Raw genomic sequence first — 17,952 nt, 5'->3', positions numbered from 1 at the left:
TTGCCATGACTGATTCCGTCACCATCACCGAGCGGGCCGCCCATCGGATCGGTCAAATCCTCAAGAGCGAGGGTGACGGTGCGATGCTGCGCATTTCGGTCGAAGGCGGCGGCTGCTCCGGCTTCCAGTACAAGTTCGACGTCGACCGCGCCAAGGCGGAAGACGATCTCGTGATCTCCCGTGAAGAGGCGGTGGTGCTGGTCGATTCGGCGTCCGCGCCGTTCCTGGCGGGGTCCGAGGTCGATTTTGTCGACGATCTGATCGGCGCATCGTTCCGCGTGGTCAATCCGAACGCCACCGCCTCCTGCGGCTGCGGCACCAGCTTCTCGATCTGATTTTCGTCTGTAAGCAGGTCGCAAACAGCGCCTGCGTGCATCGTCACTCCGCCGCCACCACGTGCGGCCGATCCTCGCCACCTTCCTCCTGCGGCTCGAGCTTGCGGCGCAGCCGACGGTCGATGCGGTCGAGATAGATATAGATCACCGGTGTGATGAACAGCGTCAGCAGTTGCGAGACGCAGAGTCCGCCGACCACGGCCACGCCGAGCGGCTGGCGCAGTTCGGCGCCGGCGCCCGCGCCGAGTGCGATCGGCAGCGTGCCGAAGATCGCGGCAAACGTCGTCATCATGATCGGGCGGAAGCGCAAGAGCGCGGCTTCGCGGATCGCGTGTTCGGCGCTCAAGCCGACGCGACGACGCTCGAGCGCGAAGTCGACCATCATGATCGCGTTCTTCTTGACGATGCCGACCAGCATCACGATGCCGATCATCGCGATCACCGACAGCTCCATGTTGAACAGCATCAGAGTGAGGATCGCGCCGATGCCGGCCGACGGCAGGCCGGAGATGATCGTGATCGGATGGATGAAGCTCTCGTAGAGAATGCCGAGGATCACGAAAGCCGCGAACACCGCGGCGAGGATCAGGACGCCCTGCCCTCGGAGCGAATCCTGGAACACCTGCGCAGTGCCGGAGAAGCCGGTGGCGATCGTGGCCGGCAGGTTCGAGCTCTGCTCCAGCGCCGTGATCTGGTCGACCGCATAGCCCAGCGAAGTGCCGGGCGCGAGGTTGAACGAGATCGTCACCGCCGGCTGCTGGCCCTGGTGGTTGATCTGCAACGGCCCGACCGATGGCACCAGCCTTGCGACCGCATCCAGCGGAATGGTCTGGCCGCTCCCGGTCTTCATGTAGAGCTTGGACAGATTGGACGGATCGACCCGGAACTCCGGCTGCACCTCCAGGATGATCTGGTAGTCATTGGAGGGCATGTAGATGGTGCCGACCTGGCGCGCGCCGTAGGCGTTGTAGAGCTGGTTGCGCACCTGATCGACGGTGACGCCGTAGACCGCGGCCTTCTCGCGGTCGATGTCGACCGTCATCTGCGGGTTCTTGATGTAGAGATCGGTGGTGACGTCGAGCAGGCCCGGGATCTTCTCGATCTTGTCGCGCATGTCGGGCGCGATCCGGTACAGCGACTCGGTATCGCCGCTCTGCAGCACATATTGATACTGGCTCTTGGAGACGCGGCCGCCGATGTTGAGATTTTGGACGCTCTGGAAGAACGCCTGCATGCCCGGGATGGCGCGGGCCTTCTGGCGCAGCCGCCCGATCACGACGCTGGCGTTGTCGCGTTCCTTCTGCGGCTTCAGCGCGATGAACAGGCGGCCGTAATTCGCGGTCGGGTTGGGCCCGCCGGAACCGACGGTCGAGTTGACGTAATCGACCGCAGGGTCAGTCCGAAGCACGTCGACCAGCGCCTGCTGGCGCACCTTCATCGCTTCGAACGAGGTGTCCGTTGCGGCCTCGGTCACGCCGATCAGGAAGCCGGTGTCCTCCTGCGGGAAGAAACCCTTCGGCACGATCATGTAGAGATAGAAGGTGCCCGCGAGCGTCGCCAGGGTGACGGCGAGCATCAGCGCCTTTTTCGCCAGCACCCAGTCGAGCGCCCATTCGTAGGCCCGCAGCAAGGCATCGAACATCGCCTCGAACGCCCGCAGCACGACATTCGGGCGCTTGGTCTCGTCATGAGCCCGCAGCACGCGCGCGCACAGCATCGGCGTCAAGGTCAGCGAGACGAAGCCGGACACGATGATCGCGATCGATATCGTCACCGCGAATTCGCGGAATACGCGGCCGACGATGCCGCCCATCAGGAGCACCGGGATGAACACGGCGATCAGCGAGAAGGTGATCGAGATGATGGTAAAGCCGATCTCGCGTGCGCCCTTCAGTGCCGCCTCGAACGGCCGCATGCCGCGCTCGATGTGGCGGACGATGTTTTCCAACATGACGATGGCGTCGTCGACCACAAAGCCGACCGATAATGTCAGCGCCAGCAGCGTCATGTTGTTGACGGAGTAGTCCAGCGCATACATCGCCGCGAAGGTGCCGAGCAGCGAGATCGGGACCGCGAGCGCCGGAATGAAGGTGGCCCACAGCGACCGCAGGAACAGGAAGATCACCAGGATGACCAGCCCGATCGCGATCAGCAGGGTTTCCTCGACGTCGCTGACCGCCTGCCGGATCGAGACCGAGCGGTCCATCATCACCTGCATGGTCACGGAAGGCGGGATCGAGGCCCGCAGTGCCGGCAGCTTCGCCAGCACGGAATCGACCACCGCGACCGTATTGGCGTCGGGCTGCTTCTGGATCGCGAGCACGATCGCGCGCTCGTCGTTCAGCCAGGTCGCGACCTTGTCATTCTCGACGCTGTCATAGACCTTTGCGATCTCGTCGAGTCTGACCGGCGAACCGTTGCGCCAGGCGACATAGATCTGGCGGTAGTCAGCCGCCTTGTCCATCTGGCCGGAGGCCTGTAGCGCGACGTCCTGCTTCGGCCCGTTCAGCGTTCCGACCGGGGTCGAGGAATTGGCGCGCGACACCGCGGACCTGATGTCCTCGAGCGACACCCCGCGCGCCGCCGCGGCGACAGGATCGGCCTGGACCCGGATCGCGAATTTCTGCGCGCCATAGATCAGGACCTGGGCGATGCCCGGAAGCTGCGACAGTGCCTGGCCGATAGTGATGTCGCCATACTCGTTGACGGTCGAGAGTGGCAGTGTCGCCGAATTCAGCGAGATGAAGAGAACCGGGAAGTCCGCCGGGTTCACCTTGCGGAAGCTGGGTGGTGTCGTCATCTCGATCGGCAACCGGCGCTGCGCGATCGTCAGCGCGGTCTGCACGTCGAGCGCCGCGGCGTCGATGTTGCGGTTCAGATCGAACTGGATGGTGATGACGCTCGTGCCCTGAGAGGAGTTCGAGGACATCGAGGAAATGCCCGCGATCGTCGAGAGCTGCCGCTCGATGATGCCGGCGACGGAGGCCGCCATGGTGTCGGCGCTCGCGCCCGGCAGCGTCGCGGTCACGGCAATGGTCGGGAAATCCACTTTCGGCAACGCCGAGACCGGCAACAGGCGGAAGCCGAAAATGCCAAAGGCGATGATCGCCGCGGTGATCAGCGTCGTCATCACCGGTCGCCGGATGCAAAGTTCGGGCAGTGACATCGCTCACGCCCCGGCCTTGCGGGCGCGCGGCTCGGCCCGCGTGCCGTCCGACAACAGAAGCTGGCCGTCGACGACGACATCTTCGCCGCCGGAGAGCCCCTCGGCGATGACAGAGAAACCGCCGAAGGTGCGGTCGACCTTGACCGGCATGACCTTGGCCACGCCGTCCTTCACGGCGAAGACATAGTTGCCGTTCTGGCTGCGCTGGACCGCGACTGTCGGAACCACCACGGCATCCTCGTTACGGATGATCAGCTCGGTCTGCACCAGAATGCCCGGCCACAGGGTCTCGTTTCCATTGTCCATGATGCCGCGGACGGTCACCATGCCCGTGGTCGAGTCCACGGTGTTCTCGACCATCGCGACCTTGCCATCTTCCGAGCGCTTGTGCCCGGGAACGGTCGCGATCACCTTGGAATCGCCTTTCGCCATCGCGTCGCGGAGGTCGACCAGCACGCGCTGCGGGATCGCGAAAGTGACGTAGACCGGCGCCATCTGGTTGATGGTGGCGAGCGGCTGGGTGTCGGCGGGGCGCACGAAATTGCCGATCTTCACATTGGCGGCGCTGATGCGGCCCGCGAACGGCGCGCGGATGACAGTGTAGCTTTTCTGGACCCGCAAATTTTCCAGTGCCGACTGGTCGGCCTTGATGGTTCCGATCAGGATGTCGGACTGGGTCTTGGCATTGTCGACATTGACCTGGGTGGTCGCGCCCTTGGCGACGAGATCGTTGTAGCGGCGCAGATCGCGCTGCGCGCCCTCGAGCTGGGCCTGGTCCCTGGCCAGCACGCCCTCCGCCTGCTCGATCTGGGCGTCGATTTGCCGCGCGTCGAGCGTGAACAGCAGGTCCCCCTCATTGACCTTGGCGCCGTCCTCGAAATGCACGCCAATGATCGTGGTCTCGAGCCGTGACTTCAGCGCCACGCTGGCAATCGGCGTCACGGTTCCGATGGCGTCGACATCGACGGGCACCGACCGACGCTCCGCCTTGGCGAGTTCGACCGAAACCGCGCGCGGCCGCTGCGGCGCCTGCGCGTTTGCGCCGCCACCGGCGAGCCACGAAGAGCGGGTGGCGTAGGCGGCCACGGCAGCGATGCCGATGACGCCTGCAACGAGAATCAAATTACGTTTCTTCATGCCTTTTGCTCGTCCGCCGGCCCACAACGGCCGTGACGACCCAATCCTGCCCCTGCCTGCCCCTCGACAGCGCATTTTGCGCCATTAATTCTTAAACGGTTATCACAGCCGAGCGGCTGATGGTATGCCAACGGCCGAAATTGCGACTATTAGGTGATACGGCACGCGCCAACGCCCCGTCGCGATTCGACAATGTGCCAGAATGGCGACCGCGACACGGCTGGCGGCAAACGGGCCGTATCATTTCACCTCTTCAATGAGCTTTCCGTATCGCTGCCTCATGTCCGCCTCCGTCCTTGTCTGCACCTGGGAAGAAGTGCGCGAACGCGCCCGTGCCATCCGCTACGGCGTCTTTGTCGAAGAGCAAGGCGTGCCGGAGGCACTGGAGTGGGACGATATGGACGCGCCGAGCTGGCACGCGCTGGCGTTTGCCGAGGACGGCACACCCGTGGCCACGGGCCGGCTGCTGCCCGACGGCCATATCGGCCGCATGGCCGTGCTCAAGGCGGCGCGCGGCACGGGCATGGGCGCCCGAGTGCTGGACGCGCTGATGGCCAAGGCGGTCGAACTCGGCTATCCCGAACTGATCCTTAACGCGCAAACGCACGCCGAGCCGTTCTACGCGCGCGTCGGGTTCGAGCGGGTCGGCGAGGAATTCGAGGAGGCCGGCATCCCGCACATCGAGATGCGGAAACGCTTGGTCTCGTAAAAATAGAGGACTTCGAATGGGACTTCGCATCGCGACGTGGAACGTCAATTCGATCCGGCAGCGGCTCGAGCTTCTCCTCACCTGGCTGAAGGAGTGCTCCCCTGACATCGTCTGCCTGCAGGAAATCAAATGCACCGACGAAGCGTTTCCGCGGCTGGAGATCGAATCGCTCGGCTACAACGTCGTCACGCATGGGCAGAAGACCTTCAACGGCGTCGCCTTGCTCTCCAAGCTGCCGTTCGACGAGACCAAGTCGGGCCTCGCCGGCGATGACGAAGACGCGCACGCCCGCTTCCTCGAAGGGGTGGTCACGCACAAGCATGGCGTGCTCAGGATCGCCTGCCTCTATCTGCCCAATGGCAACCCGGCGAACAGCGACAAATATCCCTACAAGCTCAAATGGATGTCGCGACTTCTTGAGTACTCGCGGGAGCGACTTAAAGCGGAAGAGCCGCTGATCCTTGCCGGCGACTTCAACGTGATCCCGGCAGCCTCGGACGTCTACAACCCGCCGGCCTGGGTGGAAGACGCGCTATTCCGTCCGACCACCCGCGAAGCGTTCCAGTCCCTGCTCGGTCTCGGCCTGACCGATGCGCTGCGCGCCGTCACCGACGCGCCCGGCCAGTACACGTTCTGGGATTACCAGGCCGGGGCCTGGCAGAAGAACTGGGGCCTGCGGATCGACCACCTATTGATGTCGCCCCAGGCCAGCGACCGGCTGACCCATGTCGGGGTCGACAGCTACGTCCGCGCCTGGGAAAAACCGTCAGACCACGTGCCGGTGTGGGCCGATCTCGATTTCGAGGCTGCGTAAAAACGGCGGCTTCGCCCTTCCCGCTAACGGACGAGGAAGTGCGGCCTCCAGTCGAGGATGCAGGCGACCCAATCTTGGCTAGTCGCGGCGGCCCTGCACCCAGTGCTCGAGCATCTGCAGCGCCATCGCGCGGTCGTCGTCGGAGGCCTTGGCGAACGCGCGGTTATAGCTTTCCTTGATCCACATCTCGTCGGGAGCGGCGCTGTCGCGGGCGAGCGTCAGCCACATCAGGCCGCGGGCCCGCTGCGGCGGCAGCCGGTCGCCGTTGAACAGCATCTGTCCGAGCAGCGCTTGGGCCTGGTGCTGGCCCTTCTGGGCGGCAAGCCCGAGCCAGCGCGCGCCATAGCGGAAATCTTCCCGCGAGGCGTCCGGCGTCTTCAGATAGAGCCGGGCGAGGTCATACTGGGCGTCGGCATTGCCGAAATAGGAGGCGGCATAAGAGAACATCTCCCGCGCCCGGTCGGTGTCCGCCTTGATCTTCGAGTTCGGGATGCCGTTGAGGTAGTACCGCCCCAGCGCCACGAAGGCCTGGGCCACGATCGTCGCCTGCGGCGCCGAGGGACTATCTTCGGCATGCGCATTGGCGATGCGGCTGAAATATTCGAAGGCGCGCAGGTCATCTTGGGCGACACCGTCGCCCTCGGCGTACATCCGCCCGAGCTTCCACTGGGCGACGGGATGGCCGCCCTCTGCGGCAAATTGCAGCGACGAGAAGGAACTCGTGGAATTGGCGGCATTCGCGGTGGGCGGCGGAACCGCGATCCGCTTCAATCCGCCCCCAGCGCTGGGCTGAGGGGAAACCATCGGCAGCGTGGCGTCCGATGGATTGACCGGGGCGCCGTCGAACGCGAATCCGGGGCCTGCCACCGGAATGGCCCCTAAAATCAACGCAATAATCGTACGCTCAAATGTCCGCATAACACTGTTTCTCGTGCGCGCCACCTGGATGGGTGACCGCGCCATCCACCGCAGGCCCGACCTGCTGGGCATACTTCCACAGCGCACCAGATGTGTGGTTAGTCGCGCGAGGGGCCCATTTGGTCTTGCGTTCGGCGAGTTCGGCGTTGCTCAACTTTACGTTAAGGGTCCCGGCCACCGCGTCGATCTCGATGATGTCGCCGTCCTGCAACAGCGCGATCGGTCCGCCGATGGCGGCTTCCGGTCCGACATGACCGATGCAGAAGCCTCTTGTGGCGCCCGAGAACCGGCCGTCGGTGATCAGCGCGATCTTGCCGCCCATGCCCTGCCCGGTCAGCGCTGCCGTCGTTGCCAGCATTTCCCGCATGCCGGGACCGCCCTTCGGCCCCTCATAGCGGATGACGATGACCTCGCCTTCCTTATAGGTCCGCTTCTGGACCGCCTCGAAGGCGTCCTCCTCGCGGTCGAAGCAACGGGCAGGCCCGGTAAACTTCAAGTTCGACATGCCCGCGACCTTCACGATCGCTCCTTCCGGCGCAAGATTACCCTTCAAGCCGACGACACCGCCGGTGACGGTGATCGGCTTGTCCGCCGGACGAACCACGTCCTGATGCGGATTCCATTTCACGCTTTTGAGGTTTTCGGCGATCGTTCGGCCCGTCACGGTCAGGCAATCGCCGTGGAGGTAACCGTTATCGAGCAGCGTCTTCATCAGCAGCGGAATGCCGCCAGCTTCAAACATGTCTTTGGCAACATAACGGCCGCCCGGCTTCAAATCCGCGACGTACGGAGTCTTTTTGAAGATTTCCGCCACGTCGAACAGATCGAACTTGATGCCGCATTCATTGGCGATCGCCGGCAGATGCAGGCCGGCATTGGTCGAGCCACCAGAGGCCGCGACCACGGCCGCAGCATTCTCCAGGGATTTACGGGTGATGATGTCGCGCGGCCGGATGTTCTTGGCGACCAGCTCCATGATCTTCTCGCCGGCGGCGGCGCAGAACGCGTCGCGGATCTCGTAAGGCGCCGGCGCCCCGGCAGAATACGGGAGTGCGAGCCCGATCGCTTCCGACACGGTCGCCATGGTGTTGGCGGTAAACTGGGCGCCGCAGGCACCGGCCGACGGACAGGCCACACGCTCGATCTCGTCGAGATCGGCATCCGACATGGCGCCGACCGAGTGCTTGCCGACGGCTTCGAACATGTCCTGGACGGTGACCTGCTGGCCGCGGAAATTGCCTGGAAGGATCGAGCCGCCATAGATGAAGATCGAGGGCACGTTGAGGCGGACCATCGCCATCATCATACCCGGCAACGACTTGTCGCAGCCGGCGAGGCCAACCAAGGCGTCGTAGGAGTGACCGCGCACGGTCAGTTCAACCGAGTCGGCGATGCATTCCCTAGATGGCAGCGACGAGCGCATGCCGTCATGGCCCATGGCGATGCCGTCGGTGACGGTGATGGTGCAGAATTCGCGCGGGGTGCCGCCGGCGGAGGCCACGCCCTTCTTCACCGCCTGGGCCTGGCGCATCAGCGAGATGTTGCACGGCGCGGCTTCGTTCCAGCAGGTGGCCACGCCGACGAACGGCTGGTGGATCTGCTCGGTGGTGAGCCCCATGGCATAGAGATACGAACGATGCGGGGCGCGCTCGGGACCCTCGGTCACGTGGCGGCTTGGCAGTCTGTTCTTGAGCTTGGTCTTGGCGTCCATCGCGAACCCAGTTTCCCTAGCCATCTCTGCCTTGACCCGGGAAATGGTGATCATCCCATCGCTTCGCGAGTGCCGTGGCTTTAGCCTTACAAAGCATCATTTCATGCAGGGGTGTGGCTAAAAAGCGGCGGGTGCAAGACCCGGCCAATTAAACGGTTAAATCTTAGAGAACTGTTGCCTCATCGCAACAAACGTTGCCCCTTAGCAACCATTTGGACGCGTTCCGGGCGCTTAGCAGGCGTTTTTAGGGCGCGCGAAAACCCAACACGGAAGACCGTCATAGCGAAGGCCGGGTTTCGCTCAGCTCGACTCACGCTGCGATTCTCGCTTCGGAAAGCGGCTGTTCATAGCCACCAGAGGTTGACGTGACGCTATCCAGCCGCCGCCGCTTTCCAGATCAGCAAGCCCGGTGATTATCAGTCTCTGGTCAAGCGGGCGAACGACGCGAGGCCGGATTGAATTGAAATTTCGAATAGCGAAGAGGATGCGAGGTCCCGTTCTCGCGAGGCGATGTGCCCGAGGTTACACCTCGCTTCACCTCTCTTTGGCCAAGATTATCGGCTGAGTTCGCGCCGTTCGCGTCTGTTCGGTGGGAACATCATACGACAAACGCGACCATTGGCAGATGCGAAGTTCCATCTCGATCAATCCGCAATTCAACCGCGGTTAGAGTTCCATTCACTTCAGCGTTTTTTGCGCTCTGTGGCCTGAGCGCGACAGTTGTGAATCGACGCTGTGATAACCTTAGGTCACTCAAGCCGCACGGTTTGCGACTTGGTTTGTCTAATGGTTCGCAGGGGGACCATGGAATGAACCAGTGCTTACGTTCGCTGTCTTGTCTCCTCACGGTGGCTGTGCTCGCGCTGTTCTCGACGGATGCGACGGCGCGCTCGAGCCACAAGCAAGCGCACATCAAGAAGACGAGCGACGCGAAGGCGTCGAAGGCGCGCAACCAGCGTGACGCCGCAGGCGGAAAACGCGGACGTGGCAAGCACGCCGATGCGCGCCGCAAGTCGAAGCAATCGAAGGATGCATCTGCGAAGGAAGCTGCTGCGCCGACGCCGGCACTGTCGGGCGATCTCGCGCTGGTGAAAGACGGGATCGATCTGGCGCGCAAGGCGAAGACGGAAGAGGCGACCGCCACGAGAGACAAGATCACCGACCCGGCGGGCCAGAAGCTGGTCGAATGGTACATCCTGCGCCACACGGAGACGACGGCGAATTTCAGCCGGTATGCGGCGTTCATGGCCGCCAATCCGGATTGGCCGAGCATGGCGCTATTGCGCCGCAAGGCCGAGGGGCGGCTGTGGCAGGAGCGCAGCGATGCGGCCACGGTTCATCGCTTCACCCGCGATCGGCCCACCAGCTCCAAGGGCAAATTCGCGCTGGCGCGTGTGCTCCTAACCGAAGGCGACCGCGATGGTGCTGCGCGTCTGGTGAGCGACGCCTGGCGCTCGGAGGAATTGTCGGATCGGCTGGAAGGCGACGCGTACGAGGTGTTCGGTGATCTCCTCACCCGCGAGGATCACCGCGCGCGCATGGACAAGCGGATCGGCGCCAAGGATCTTGCCGGCGCCAAGCGTGCGGCACAACGGCTCGGCAGCGACGAGCTTGCGATCGTGAAGGCGTGCGGCGCGGTGGCCGCGAAATCGAGCAAGGCGCTCGACCAGCTCAATGATGTCGCAACCGAGGCCCGCAAGGATCTCGGCTACACGCTTTGCCGCCTGCAGTGGCTGCTCGGCGAGAACCGCGTTGATGACGCGGCGGACCTGGTGCTATCGGCCGCGCCCGAGGCCATGGCGCTGCAGGACACCGATCAATGGTGGCGCGAGCGGCGCTCGCTGGCCCGCAAGCTGCTCGATCAGGGCAAGTTCCAGACCGCATACCAGGTTGTCGCCGCCGCCGCGCTGCCGGCCAACGAATATTACCGCGCTGATTTCCACTCCACGTGCGGCTGGATCGCCTTGCGCTATCTCAACGATCCCGTGACGGCGGCGACGCACTTCGCGCGCATCGACGAAGGCGCGGCCAATCCGATCGTGCTGGCGCGCGCCAACTACTGGCGCGGACGCGCCGCCGAAGCGCTTGGAGAAAAGGACGCGATGCGCGCCAGCTTTGAGGCCGCCGCGCGCTACCCGACCGCCTATTACGGACAGCTCGCGCGCGCCAGGCTGGGCCTTGATGCCATCGAGCTGCGGACGCCCTCGCCGGCCCCTGCCTCCGACGATATGGCGGCCGCAGACGAGCGCGTACGGGCCGCCGATATGCTCTACCAGATTGGCGAACGCGACGTGGCGCTGTATTTCGCCACCGATCTCGGCGAGCAGAGCACCGACGTCGCCACGCTTAACGCGCTCGGCGAGCTTACGGCCCGTCGCAACGACGCGGCCGCCATGCTGCAACTCGGCAAATCGGCGCTCGGGCGCGGCCTTGCGCTCGAGCGCTATGCCTTCCCAACCATCGGGATCCCCAACCACACTCAGGTCGCGCCCGAGGTCGAGCGCAGCGTGATCTATTCGGTGGCCCGCACCGAGAGCGCCTTCGACCAGCGCGACAAGTCGCCGGCCAATGCGGTCGGACTGATGCAGGTGACGCCGGAAGCCGGCCGTGACACCGCCAAGCGCTTCGGCGTGACCTATGACTGGGACCGGATGGTTTCCGATCCCGTCTACAACACCCAGATGGGTGCAGCCGAACTCAGCGCCCTGCTCGCGGATTACAAGGGTTGTCACATCATGACCTTCGCCGGCTACAACGCCGGCCGCGGCCGCGTGCGCGACTGGGTGAAGGCCTATGGCGACCCACGCGATCCGAACGTGGATCCGGTCGATTGGGTCGAGCGCATTCCGATCTCCGAGACGCGCAATTATGTGCAGCGCGTGATGGAGAACTTGCTGGTCTACCGCGCGCGTTTTGGCAGCGGCACGGCGGTGGCAACGAAGACCGATCAGCGCGTGGTTACGCAGGAAACAAACGCCGCGGCGACCGCGCCGGCAGGCGCGGCGCAGTGATTCCCTTGCGGCTCGCACTGTCCCGGGTTGCGCTTCGCTTCACCCGGGCTACCGACTACAACCTCAATCCACCTTGACGTCGGCGTCCTTGATCATCGGCCACCATTTTGCGATCTCGGCCTTCTGCCAGGCGCCGAGGGCTTCGGGCGTGAGCTGATTCTTCGGCGGCATGCGCAGGCCGAGGTTTTCGAGCTGTTTCACGGCCGCGGGATCGTTCAGCGCCTCGACGGCCGCGGCGTTCAGCTTGGCGACGATCTCCTTCGGCGTGCCCTTGGGCACCCAAAGGCCGGACCACAGCGTCATGTGGAAGCCGGGCAGACCGGCTTCATCGGTGGTTGGGACCTCGGCCGCAGAGTCGACGCGCCTGTCGTCGGTGACGGCATAGGCGCGGATGGTGCCGGCGCGAACCTGGTTGATCGAGTTGGAGGTCTGATCGATCATGATGTCGATCTGCCCCGCAACGAGATCGTTCAACGCCGGCGCGGTGCCGCGATATGGCACATATTGCAATTTGATGCCGGAGACGGTCTCGAAATAGAGCCCGGCGATGTGGCTGCCGGAGCCGGCGCCCGCAGTGCCGGCGGTCGGCGGCGACGGTCGCGACTTCAGCCAGGCCAAGAGTTCGCTTAGCGATTTGGCGGGGATCGCGTTCTTGCTGACGATGATCATCGGATTGCTCGGCAACAGCACCACCGGCTCGAGATCGGCGACGAGGTCATAGCCGAGCTTGTAGACGGCGCCGTTGGCGACATGCGTGCCGAGATGGCCGAACGAGATCGTGTAGCCGTCCGCCGGCGAGCGTACTGCGCGGCCGACGCCGATCGAGCCGCCCGCTCCCGTGACGTTCTCGATCAGGAGCGTCTCTCCTAGCGAGGCCTTCATCCGCTCGGCGAGGATACGCGCCATCGCATCCGACGGCCCGCCGGCGGAGAACGGCACGATGATAGTGATCGGATGCGAAGGATAGTTCTGGGCGACGGCGGCGCCGCACCATGTCAACACCGCAAGGAACGCCAAGACTACCTTTCGCATCGCCTACTCCATTCGAAAATGTCCGGCTTAGAATTGCGCGAAGTCGATCGGCTTGAAACGATCGAGCGTGCGCGTGACCGGCGGCAGCGGGTACTTAAGACCTGTAGCGCAATTGAACAGCATCACGCGATCGCTTTTAGTGACGCGTCCGTCGGCGAGGCTCTGCTTGTAGGCCGCGTAAGTGGCCGCGCCCTCGGGGCACAGCAACAGCCCCTCCTCGCGCGCAACTTCGCTCAGCGCAGCAGAAATCTTATCGTCTTCGACCGCAATGGCGAAACCTTTGCTCTCGCGGACCGCGCGCAGGATTAAAAAATCTCCGATCGCCTGCGGCACGCGGATGCCGGAGGCGATGGTGTGCGCGTCTTCCCAGCGCGTCGCGTGCTCGGTGCCTGCTTCAAAAGCACGCACCATCGGCGCGCAGCCGGAGGCCTGCACCGCGACCATGCGCGGGCGCTTGCTGCCGATGAAGCCGATCGCCTCCAGTTCGGCAAAGGCCTTCCACATGCCGATCAGGCCGGTGCCGCCGCCGGTCGGATAGAAGATCACGTCCGGCACGTCCCAGCCGAGCTGCTCGGCCAGCTCAAGCCCCATCGTCTTCTTGCCCTCGATCCGGTACGGCTCCTTCAAGGTCGACGTGTCGAACCAGCCGACCTTGGCCTTGCCCTCGCCGACGATCTTGCCGCAATCATCGATCAGGCCGTTGACGCGGTAAACGGTCGCGCCCTGCAACTCGATCTCGCTGACATTCACTTCCGGCGTGTCGGCCGGGCAGAAGATCGTGGTCTTGATGCCGCAGGCGGTGGCGTAAGCGGCGAGCGCGGCACCGGCATTGCCGTTGGTCGGCATCGCCATGTGCTTGATGCCGAGCGCCTTGCCCATCGACACCGCCATGACGAGGCCGCGCGCCTTGAACGAGCCGGTCGGCAGCCGCCCCTCGTCCTTGACGATGATCTCGCCGCCGCCGAGCCTGGCGCCGAGTTTCGGCAGCCGGATCAACGGCGTCGTCACCTCGCCGAGGCTGACGATGTCCTTGCATTGGCGCACCGGCAACAATTCGCGATAGCGCCACATGTCGGCGGGACGCTGCTTCAGCGCATCCTTGCTCAGCGCCTTCTTCACGCCCTCGAGGTCATAGCGCACCAAGAGCGGCTTGCCGGCCTTGGAGAGGTTGTGCACCTGGTCGGCGGGATAGTGATCCCCCTCCATCGCGCATTCGAGATGGGTGACGAAGGTCGGGCGTTCGATGGTGAGATTGTCGTTGTCTTTCACGGTTCGCCGTCCCTCTCGTTACATGTTGAGGACGCGCCCGTAGGCGTCCAGCACCGCTTCCTTCATCATCTCCGACAGTGTCGGATGCGGGAAGATGGTGTGCATCAGCTCTTCTTCTGTCGTCTCGAGGTTCATCGCGATCACATAGCCCTGGATCAGCTCGGTGACCTCAGCGCCGACCATGTGCGCGCCGAGGAGCTGGCCGGTCTTCTTGTCGAAGATCACCTTGACCATACCCTGGTCCTCGCCGAGCGCGATCGCCTTGCCGTTGCCGACGAACGGGAAGCGGCCGACACGAATGTCGCGTCCGGCTTCCTTGGCCTTGGCCTCGGTCATGCCGACGGACGCCACCTGCGGATAGCAATAGGTGCAGCCCGGGATCATGTTCTTGTCCATCGGGTGCGGATGCAGGCCCTTGATCGCCTCGACGCAGACGATGCCTTCATGCTCGGCCTTGTGCGCGAGCATCGGGGGACCAGCGACGTCGCCGATCGCATAGATGCCGGGGACGTTGGTCCGGCAGAAGCCATCGATCGCGATGATGCCGCGCTCGGCCTTCACGCCGAGCTTCTCCAGCCCGATGCCTTCGACATTGCCGACCACGCCGACGGCGGAGATCACGCGGTCAAACTCCATGGTCTGCGGCTTGCCCTTGCCGTCGTCGATGGTCGCGACCACGCTGTCGCTCTTCTTGTCGAGCTTTGTCACCTTTGTGTTGGTGAATATCTTGATGCCCTGCTTCTCGAACGCCTTGTGCGCGAATTTCGCGATTTCGGTATCCTCGACCGGCAGGATCTGCGGCAGCACTTCGACGACCGTCACCTCCGCGCCGAGGGTACGGTAGAACGAGGCGAACTCGATGCCGATCGCGCCGGAGCCGATCACAAGCAGTGATTTCGGCATCTTGTCGGGGACCATCGCTTCGAAATAGGTCCAGACCAGCTTCTTGTCGGGCTCGAGTCCCGGCAGTACGCGCGGCCGCGCGCCGGTCGCGATGATGATGTGTTTTGCCTGGTAGGTGCCCTCGCCGAGCGCGCCCTTCGGCGCCTCGACGGAAGACTTCTTGACCGTCAGCTTGCCTGGCGCATCGATCGTCGCTTCGCCCCAGATGGTCGTGATCTTGTTCTTGCGGAACAGGAAGCCGACGCCCTCGTTGAGCCGCTTCACCACGTTGCGCGAGCGCTGCACCACCGCCTTCGGATCGAACGAGATGTTGTCCGCCGACAGGCCGTAATCCTTGGCGTGCTGCATCAGATGATAGACTTCCGCCGAGCGCAGCAGCGCCTTGGTCGGGATGCAGCCCCAATTGTTGCAGATGCCGCCGAGATAGGCCTTCTCCACCACAGCGGTCTTGAAGCCGAGCTGCGCGGCGCGAATCGCGGTGACGTAGCCGCCGGGGCCAGCGCCGATGATGATAACGTCGAAGGAAGTGTCAGCCATCACAAATCCGATCTAGCCAGAGCAACCAGGAATCCGGTCCATCCAAGCGCAAGCAGCCCGGCGCCGCCCAGCATCATCCGGAACTGGGTGGTCGATGCCAGATCACGCGCACGGACGATCAGCGCAGCAATCGCCAGCGCTATTGCGAGAACATAGGGACCATAGAGCAATGCGTTGGAGGTCACGCATCACACCATCATCATGACGGGGTTTTCGATGAGCTGCTTGAAGGCGCCGATCAGCTCGGCGCCGAGCGCGCCGTCGATGGCGCGATGATCGCAGGACAGCGTCACGCTCATGATGCTGGCGATCTCGATCTTGCCGTTCCGCACCACGGGGCGCTCCTCGCTGGCGCCGACGGCCAGGATCGTCGCATGCGGCGGGTTGATCACGGCGGTGAAGTGGTTGATGCCGTACATGCCGAGGTTGGAGACTGCCGTGGTGCCGCCCTGATATTCCTCCGGCTTCAATTTCCGCGAGCGGGCTCGGACGGCGAAGTCCTTCATCTCGCCGGAGATGACCGACAGCGTCTTGGTCTCCGCTCTCCGGATGATCGGCGTGATCAGGCCGCCCGGCATCGCTACCGCAACGCCGAGGTCGGAATGCTTGTGCTTGACCATGCCGCCTTCGGTCCAGCTCACATTGCAGTTCGGTATCTTCTGCAGCGCGACCGCCATCGCCTTGATGACGAAGTCATTGACCGAGAGCTTGTAGAGCGGCTTCTTGTCGGCGTCCTTCGGCGCGGCGGCGTTGATCTCCTCGCGCGCGACGAGCAGCTTGCCGATGTCGCAGTCGATCGTCAGATAGAAATGCGGGATCTGCTGGATCGACGCGGTGAGGCGCTGCGCGATGGTGCGGCGCATGCCGTCATGCGGCACGATCTCATACGAACCCGGCTCGAACAGCGCGAGGATCTGCTGGTCCGACATCGACGGCGCGATGGACGGCGTCGTGCTGGGCGCGGCCGGCGGCGCCTTCAGGCCCTTGCCGGACCTCGCCTCCTCGACGTCGCGCGCGACGATGCGGCCGTGCGGGCCGCTGCCGTTGATGCGCCCGAGCTCGATGCCGGCTTCCTTGGCAAGGCGTCGTGCCAGCGGTGACGAGAAGATGCGGGCGTGACCGTTGCCCCGGGGCGCCGGTGCTGCGGCTTGCGGCGCTGGTGCCGGTGCTGCCGCAGGCGCAGCAGCTTTCGGTGCCGGCGCTGGTTGGGCGGGAGCCGGCGCTGGCGCCGGTGCGGGCTTTGCGGCAGGCGCCTCAGCGGCTTTCGGCGGCGCAGCTCCGGCGCCGCTCGCGGCCGCCTTCACGTCCTCGCCGTCGCCGGCCAGCACCGCGATCACGTCATTGACCGGAACGTCCTGCGTGCCTTCAGGCACCAGGATCTTGGCGATGGTGCCCTCGTCGACCGCCTCGACTTCCATCGTCGCCTTGTCGGTCTCGATCTCCGCGATCACGTCGCCGGACTTGACCTTGTCGCCCTCCTTCTTGAGCCATTTGGCCAGATTGCCCTTCTCCATGGTTGGCGACAGCGCGGGCATCAGGATGTTGATGGGCATGGTGACCTCACAAAGCTAACTTTTGCATGGCGGCTTCCGTCGCGGGAGGAAACCAGCCGGAATCGTCTGGGCGGTTCGGTATGGGCAGAGGACGCCTCAATTGCCGATATCGCCCTGCCAGGTGCGCTCGTTGGCGGGATCCGAGCGCCAGTTCTTCATCATGTCGATCGACCTCGTGTCGGCGAGATCGATGAAGGGGATACCGAATTGCGTCAGGATGTCCTTGCTGCCCGGGAACGTCACGGACTCCCCGATGACGAGCAGCTTCAGCTTGAACAATCCGATCGCACCGGCGCACATCGAGCATGGCGACAGCGTCGTGTACATGACCGTATCATGGAACGAGATCAGGCCGGCGTCGCGCAGGCACGACATCTCGCCGTGCAGGATGACGTTCTTCTCCTGCATCCGCCGGTTATGGCCGCGCGCGACGATCTTGTTGTCGCGTGTCAGCACCGCGCCGATCGGCAATCCGCCCTCGGAGATGCCGATCTCCGCCTCGCGGATCGCTTCCGCCATGAAGTCGTAGTGGTATTGCTCGACGGTCACGATCAATGCCCCTGTTTCGATCGCGGCGTGGTGCTGCCCGGATCGGTCGGCCGCGCGACCTCAGCCTGGAACATGTCGATGATGCGAGCGAGCGCCTCTTCCTCGGTGTACTCGCTCTCGCGCGCATAGGCGCGTGCGGCATGACGGGCGATGTCGACCAGCATCAGGCCCCACATATCCGGCTCCTCGAAGGCGCGCTGGAAGGCGATCGAAAGCCCGCCGTCGACGACAAAGGCGCGCAGCACCTCGATCGCGTCGTCGCGACCCATCACGTCAGGCGGTAGCGGCTGTTCCTGCGGGCCCGTCAT

Annotated in this window: 15 protein-coding genes; 4 read left to right on the top strand and 11 right to left on the bottom strand. The window is 64.2% G+C overall.

Features of this window, described 5'->3' with window-relative positions; genetic code table 11:
• The first annotated feature begins 5 nt into the window (after window positions 1-5).
• On the top strand, window positions 6-335 hold the full coding sequence (gene erpA / locus AC5ZGW_RS20925; protein ID WP_130226383.1) for an iron-sulfur cluster insertion protein ErpA: 330 nt from the start codon (window positions 6-8) through the stop codon (window positions 333-335).
• Window positions 336-378: 43 nt separating this feature from the next.
• Here erpA and AC5ZGW_RS20920 read toward each other — a convergent pair whose 3' ends face one another.
• Both AC5ZGW_RS20920 and AC5ZGW_RS20915 read right to left on the bottom strand, forming a co-directional pair.
• Window positions 379-3,501, bottom strand: a complete 3,123-nt coding sequence (locus tag AC5ZGW_RS20920) for an efflux RND transporter permease subunit (protein WP_130226384.1) — start codon at window positions 3,499-3,501, stop codon at window positions 379-381.
• Window positions 3,502-3,504: 3 nt separating this feature from the next.
• Window positions 3,505-4,638 (bottom strand): efflux RND transporter periplasmic adaptor subunit, encoded by a 1,134-nt coding sequence (locus tag AC5ZGW_RS20915; protein ID WP_130226385.1) that lies wholly within the window; start codon window positions 4,636-4,638, stop codon window positions 3,505-3,507.
• A 202-nt stretch (window positions 4,639-4,840) separates the two neighbouring features.
• Here AC5ZGW_RS20915 and AC5ZGW_RS20910 point away from each other — a divergent pair, with 202 nt between their 5' ends.
• Together AC5ZGW_RS20910 and xth are read left to right on the top strand one after the other, a co-directional pair.
• Window positions 4,841-5,347, top strand: coding sequence for a GNAT family N-acetyltransferase (locus AC5ZGW_RS20910; protein WP_474418671.1), 507 nt, complete (start codon window positions 4,841-4,843; stop codon window positions 5,345-5,347).
• 16 nt (window positions 5,348-5,363) lie between these two features.
• On the top strand, window positions 5,364-6,161 hold the full coding sequence (gene xth / locus AC5ZGW_RS20905) for an exodeoxyribonuclease III (RefSeq protein WP_130226386.1): 798 nt from the start codon (window positions 5,364-5,366) through the stop codon (window positions 6,159-6,161).
• Between the two features lie 78 nt (window positions 6,162-6,239).
• Here xth and AC5ZGW_RS20900 read toward each other — a convergent pair whose 3' ends face one another.
• Both AC5ZGW_RS20900 and ilvD read right to left on the bottom strand, forming a co-directional pair.
• On the bottom strand, window positions 6,240-7,079 hold the full coding sequence (locus AC5ZGW_RS20900; RefSeq protein ID WP_028165610.1) for a tetratricopeptide repeat protein: 840 nt from the start codon (window positions 7,077-7,079) through the stop codon (window positions 6,240-6,242).
• Entirely contained in the window at window positions 7,066-8,790 is a 1,725-nt protein-coding gene (ilvD, locus tag AC5ZGW_RS20895) for a dihydroxy-acid dehydratase (protein ID WP_130226392.1), read from the bottom strand. The genes AC5ZGW_RS20900 and ilvD overlap by 14 nt, the downstream gene beginning before the upstream one ends.
• 809 nt (window positions 8,791-9,599) lie before the next feature.
• On the opposite strand from ilvD, the gene AC5ZGW_RS20890 reads away from it, so the two are divergent.
• A complete protein-coding gene (locus tag AC5ZGW_RS20890; RefSeq protein ID WP_130226387.1) occupies window positions 9,600-11,801 on the top strand; it encodes a lytic transglycosylase domain-containing protein in 2,202 nt (733 codons plus the stop codon).
• Between the two features lie 63 nt (window positions 11,802-11,864).
• Here the strand turns inward: AC5ZGW_RS20890 and AC5ZGW_RS20885 are convergent, their stop codons facing one another.
• From AC5ZGW_RS20885 to AC5ZGW_RS20855, 7 genes are all read right to left on the bottom strand, one after another.
• Window positions 11,865-12,833, bottom strand: a complete 969-nt coding sequence (locus AC5ZGW_RS20885; protein WP_130226388.1) for a tripartite tricarboxylate transporter substrate binding protein BugD — start codon at window positions 12,831-12,833, stop codon at window positions 11,865-11,867.
• A 27-nt stretch (window positions 12,834-12,860) separates the two neighbouring features.
• On the bottom strand, window positions 12,861-14,102 hold the full coding sequence (locus AC5ZGW_RS20880; RefSeq protein ID WP_496113957.1) for a threonine synthase: 1,242 nt from the start codon (window positions 14,100-14,102) through the stop codon (window positions 12,861-12,863).
• An 18-nt stretch (window positions 14,103-14,120) separates the two neighbouring features.
• Window positions 14,121-15,542 (bottom strand): dihydrolipoyl dehydrogenase, encoded by a 1,422-nt coding sequence (gene lpdA / locus AC5ZGW_RS20875; RefSeq protein WP_130226389.1) that lies wholly within the window; start codon window positions 15,540-15,542, stop codon window positions 14,121-14,123.
• Entirely contained in the window at window positions 15,542-15,727 is a 186-nt protein-coding gene (locus AC5ZGW_RS20870; protein ID WP_130226390.1) for a hypothetical protein, read from the bottom strand. Before AC5ZGW_RS20870 ends, lpdA begins: the two co-directional genes overlap by 1 nt.
• A 3-nt stretch (window positions 15,728-15,730) precedes the next feature.
• Window positions 15,731-17,095 carry a pyruvate dehydrogenase complex dihydrolipoamide acetyltransferase gene (locus tag AC5ZGW_RS20865; RefSeq protein WP_496113956.1) on the bottom strand — a complete coding sequence of 455 codons (1,365 nt, stop codon included), beginning with the start codon at window positions 17,093-17,095 and terminating at the stop codon, window positions 15,731-15,733.
• Between the two features lie 96 nt (window positions 17,096-17,191).
• Window positions 17,192-17,644, bottom strand: coding sequence for a nucleoside deaminase (locus tag AC5ZGW_RS20860; RefSeq protein WP_028167549.1), 453 nt, complete (start codon window positions 17,642-17,644; stop codon window positions 17,192-17,194).
• Between the two features lie 2 nt (window positions 17,645-17,646).
• On the bottom strand, window positions 17,647-17,952 hold the full coding sequence (locus AC5ZGW_RS20855; protein WP_028167548.1) for a DUF5076 domain-containing protein: 306 nt from the start codon (window positions 17,950-17,952) through the stop codon (window positions 17,647-17,649).

This window comes from Bradyrhizobium sp. Crot121, from assembly GCF_059512385.1.
The sequence above is the reverse complement of the archived record's forward strand: the minus strand, read 5'-3'. Positions and strand labels throughout refer to the sequence as shown.